General features: G+C 69.1%; 4 protein-coding genes. 1 reads left to right on the top strand and 3 read right to left on the bottom strand.

Annotation, left to right across the window (positions count from 1 at the left end):
• From AB0M52_RS31820 to AB0M52_RS31810, 3 genes are all read right to left on the bottom strand, one after another.
• Window positions 1-653: FadR/GntR family transcriptional regulator (locus AB0M52_RS31820; RefSeq protein WP_363961366.1), on the bottom strand; the 653-nt coding region annotated here is incomplete at its 3' end.
• A gap of 314 nt (window positions 654-967) precedes the next feature.
• Window positions 968-1,603: a response regulator transcription factor gene (locus AB0M52_RS31815; protein ID WP_363961364.1), complete on the bottom strand. Its 636-nt coding sequence runs from the start codon at window positions 1,601-1,603 to the stop codon at window positions 968-970.
• Window positions 1,555-2,856 carry a sensor histidine kinase gene (locus AB0M52_RS31810; protein ID WP_363961362.1) on the bottom strand — a complete coding sequence of 434 codons (1,302 nt, stop codon included), beginning with the start codon at window positions 2,854-2,856 and terminating at the stop codon, window positions 1,555-1,557. Before AB0M52_RS31810 ends, AB0M52_RS31815 begins: the two co-directional genes overlap by 49 nt.
• A 138-nt stretch (window positions 2,857-2,994) precedes the next feature.
• Between AB0M52_RS31810 and AB0M52_RS31805 the strand changes: the two genes are divergently transcribed.
• The coding region (locus tag AB0M52_RS31805) for an acyl-CoA desaturase (protein WP_363961360.1) at window positions 2,995-3,990 on the top strand (996 nt) is incomplete at its 3' end.

Here is a 3,990-nt window from a genome sequence, read left to right as displayed (position 1 = left end):
CACTGCTCGACGCCGGCGATGTGCACGGTCGCCCAGGCCCGCGCCACCCCCGGTTGACGCGCCTCGATCGCCTCGCAGATCGCCTCGTGCTGCTCCCGGGTGCGACGCACCGCGCCCTCCTGCGTCAACCCGCGCCAGACCCGGGCACGGGTGGTCGGGCCGGACAAGCCGTCGATCAACGAACACAACACCTTGTTCCCGGAGCCGGCGGCGATGTGGCCGTGGAACCGGAGATCATTGGCCACCAGCGCCTCGACGGACGGCGAGTCGCCCAGTTCGGCGAGAATGGCGCGCAGCCCGGCGATCTCCTCGTCGGTCATCCTCATCGCGGCCAGCTCGGTCGCGGCGGGTTCGAGCACTCGCCGCACCTCAAGGAACTGCAGCACCGTGTCGTCCTGGTGGAAGTCGACGACGAACCCGATCGCGTCCAGCAACAGGTCGGGTTCCAGGCTGGTCACGTAGGTGCCGTCGCCCTGACGGACATCCAGCACCCTGATCAGCGACAACGCCTTCACCGCCTCCCGCAGGGAGTTGCGGGACAGCCCCAGCCGCTCGGCGAGGTCGGCCTCCCTGGGCAGGCGCGAGCCCGGGGCGAGCTCGCCCTGGACGATCATCGCCTTGATCTTTTCGATCGCCTCGTCGGTGACCGGCACCGCGCCTCCCCTGGTAGAACATCCGATGTCTCCCAGCGTACCTGCGCGTAGGGTTGCCTCCTGATCCGGCCACGTCAACCGAAACGTCGGGTTGCCCGTCGGCCCTTCGGCCGGCGTAGCGCCACTGGGGGTTGCCCTCCCCTGGCCGGCATACCGCACTGCCGACCGAGCCGACTCGGCCCCATCGGCGGCCGAACAGCGACATCGACCACACAAACATTGGAGCTTCCGACACTGACGGCCCGGCAGTGCCGGTCGATCGTCCGAGTGTCTCCGGTGGAGGCCATCATGTCTCTGATCGCGGCCGGCCGCCTTCAGGCGTTGAGATATGCCAGGACGGCAAGGACACGGCGGTTGTCGTCGTCGGAGGGCGGCATGTCAAGTTTGGTGAGAATGTTGTTTATGTGCTTGCTCACCGCTTTCTCGGTGATGCGAAGCTTGGCCGCGATCGCAGCGTTGGAGCGGCCTTCAGCCATTTCACCGAGCACTTCCCGTTCCCTGGCGGTGAGCACCGCCAGTGGCTCTCGGCGGGCGAGGAGTTGTGAGATCACTTCCGGGTCCATGGCAGTGCCGCCGGCGGCGACCCGGCGGATGGCATCGACGAACTCGCCGACGTTGGACACCCGATCCTTGAGCAGGTAGCCCACTCCGCCCTGCGGAGTGCCGAGCAGCTCGCGGGCGTACATGGGCTCGACGTGCTGGGAGAGCACGAGAATCGGCAGGCCGGGCATCTGCGTACGGGCCGCGATCGCGGCTTGCAGACCTTCGTCGGTGAACGTCGGCGGGAGGCGGACGTCGACGACCGCCACCTGAGGCTGGTGGGTGACCAGGGCGGGCAGCAGGGCTGGGCCGTTGTCGATGGCCGCGACGACGTCGAAGTCGAAGGCCCGCAGGATCCGGGTCAACCCGTCCCGGAGGAGTGCGTGGTCCTCGGCGATGACAACGCGCACGGCAACTCCATGGTGATCACGGTGGGCCCCCCGGGCGGGCTCGACAGGGCCATCGTGCCATCGAAGGCGGCGAGGCGGCGTTCGATGCCCCGCAGACCGGTACCGGCGACGGGGTCGGCGCCACCCGCCCCGTCGTCGGTGACCACCATGGTCAGCGCGCTGTCCGCCTGTCGCAGGGACACCGATCCGGTGTGGGCGCGGCTGTGCCGGACCAGGTTGGTCAGGGTCTCGGCGACCGCGAAGTACGCAGCCGACTCGACAGGTGTGTCGAGTCGGCCGGGTAGGTCGACATCGACCGTGATCGGCACCGGCAGGCTGAGCGCCAGCGCCCGCACCGCACCACCCAGTCCACGCTCCGCCAACACGGGCGGATGGATGCCGCGGACGAGGTGCCGCAGCTCGACCAGCGCGGTGCCGCTCGATTCACGCGCTTCGGCGAGCATCTCGTGGGCTGCGGTCGGGTTCCGGTCGATCAGTTCGTCGGCGAGACCGATCATCATGCCCAGCGAGACGAGCCGTGCCTGGATGCCATCGTGCAGGTCGCGCTCGATGCGGCGCAGCTCGGCCGCTTGGGCGTCGACCGTGTCGGCGCGCGTCACGGTCAGCTGGGTGACGCGCAGCCGAAGTTCGGCGGCCCTGGTCGGTGCCAGGAGGAGACGGGCGAAGTACGCGTCGACGCGCCGTATCCACGGCGCCGCCCACAGGCCACCGGCGAGGATGGCGGCGCCCTGCGGCAGGCTGATCAGGCCCTCGCTGAACGTGTCGATGGACCAGACGGCGCCGTAGCCGTACCAGTCGGTGCCGAGCCAGATCCACAACGGCGTCAGCGTCAGACCCACGATCCCGTACAGCGGCACGGCCAGCGAGATCAGGCCGAGGGTGATCGCGACGATCGCGCCGGGCAGGAGCCAGGCGAGGTCACGCCAGGTGGCCGGGTCCGTGACGATCCACCGGAAACGCCGCCAGCCGCCAGGGATGCCCCGCTCCGGCGGCGGTTGGTAGGGGCGCGGCACCAGGACGCCGGCCCGTGCGGCACGCCTGCGTTCAAGGTCCGCCCGCTTTCGGACCAGCGTCATCGTCCAGGGCACCAGCGCCATGCCGAGGAACGGCACCGGAACCAGGGCAAACACCACGACCGATACGCCGAGCAGCGCGATGTTGGTCAGCGCCAGGCCGATCGCGGCCAGGCCGGCCAGCACGGCGCGCACACCTCGCCAGACCCACCCGTACGTCGAGTTACCAGCCCCAGCCATGTCCACACGTCGTATTGTGCCGGCGAGGTCACCGCTCGGCGGTGGTGCCAGCACCTCTTCTGCGGAGGGGCTAGCACCCCTTCTGCGGAGGGGGCTAGCGCTCCTGACGACACCGTCGTCGGGCGGTGTGCTGGAGCCATGACGACCACCATGAGGCCGGCGCAGACGACGGCCGGCAGCGACTTCGCCGTCCTGTCCCGCCGGATCATCGACGCGGGGTTGATGCGCCGCCGGCCCGCCTACTACATCTTCCGGCTGAGCGTCATCACGCTCATGTTCCTCGGCGGTTGGACAGCCTTCTTCGTCATCGGCTCCTCCTGGTGGCAGCTGCTCACCGCCGTGTTCCTCGCCGTCACGTTCGCCCAGGTCGCACTCGTGGCGCACGATCTGGCGCACCGGCAGGTGTTCCGCACCAAACGCCCGAGCGAAGTCGCCGGGCTGCTGGCCGGCAATCTCGGCGTCGGGATGAGCTACGGCTGGTGGATGGACAAGCACACCCGGCACCACAACAACCCCAACCACGACGACCTCGATCCGGACGTCGCCCCCGAGGTGCTCGTCTGGGCCACCGAGTCGGCCGTCGGCCGGCGCGGGCTGAAGGGCTTCATCACCCGGCACCAGGCCGCGCTGTTCTTCCCGCTGCTCACGCTGCTCGCCGTCAGCCTGAAGGTGTCCAGCGTCAAGGCGTTGCGCAACGGCACGGTGAAACGGCGCGGTGTGGAGAGCGCACTGCTGATCCTGCACGCCGTCGGCTACCTGGCAGCGCTGCTGGTCGTCCTCTCGCCGCCGCAGGCCGTCGCCTTCCTGCTGCTACACCAGGCGTTGTTCGGCGTCTACCTGGGTATGACGTTCGCCCCCAACCACAAGGGCATGCCGCACCCGACCGGCGACGAGGACTATCTGCGCAAGCAGGTGCTGACCTCCCGTAACGTCCGCGGCAGCTGGTTGACCGACGCGGCGCTCGGTGGTTTGAACTATCAGATCGAGCACCACCTGTTCCCCGGAATGCCGACGCCCAACCTGCGCAAGGCCCAACCGATCGTGCAGGCCTACTGCGCCGAGATCGGCGTCGCCTACGAACAGACCAGTCTCGTCGCCTCGTACCGCCAGGCCCTGCAACATCTGCACGAGGTG

Origin of the sequence: Micromonospora sp. NPDC051296, assembly GCF_040682255.1 — a bacterium.
Classification (GTDB): domain Bacteria; phylum Actinomycetota; class Actinomycetes; order Mycobacteriales; family Micromonosporaceae; genus Micromonospora; species Micromonospora craterilacus.
The sequence above is the reverse complement of the archived record's forward strand: the minus strand, read 5'-3'. Positions and strand labels throughout refer to the sequence as shown.